Genomic DNA, 481 nt, shown 5'->3' with positions numbered 1-481 from the left:
CGTCAGACTGCGCAATAACCTCCCTTTCTTAATAACTTTGTTGATTACCTTTTATCCATTGGCCAAATTGCATTAAAATATTGGCTATCTTGATGTTATGGATTTTATAACAGGATTTAATCGGGATCAATTGGTAATGATGGATTTTGAGTCTTGCGTAGGGCAGGATTCCTGGGCACGTACCGTTGATATGTTCGTGGATATCCTTCCAATGGAAGAGCTTGGTTTCCAGGACGTGCTCAACTCCGAGGGAAGGCCTCCTTACCATTCTAAAGATATGCTCAAGCTCTATCTCTACGGGTACAAGAACAAACTTCGCTCCTCACGCCAAATGGAACATGCCTGCAAGGTTAACCTTGAGGTTATCTGGCTCTTAAAAGGATTGCACCCATCGGCAAGAAAAATCGCTTACTTCAGAAAGAACAATGCAGCGGCATTCAAGCTAGCCTTTAGACATTTTGTAGGACTGCTCAAGGAATGG

The 481-nt window shown here is 43.0% G+C and carries 1 protein-coding gene; it reads left to right on the top strand.

Annotated features, from left to right (window positions below; genetic code table 11):
* Nucleotides 1-97: 97 nt before the first annotated feature.
* Nucleotides 98-481 (top strand): transposase (locus tag H4O20_RS12875; protein WP_185099520.1); only part of this gene is annotated, 384 nt, incomplete at its 3' end.

This window comes from Aequorivita sp. 609, from assembly GCF_014212065.1.
GTDB classification, from domain to species: Bacteria; Bacteroidota; Bacteroidia; order Flavobacteriales; family Flavobacteriaceae; genus Aequorivita; species Aequorivita sinensis.
The sequence above is the reverse complement of the archived record's forward strand: the minus strand, read 5'-3'. Positions and strand labels throughout refer to the sequence as shown.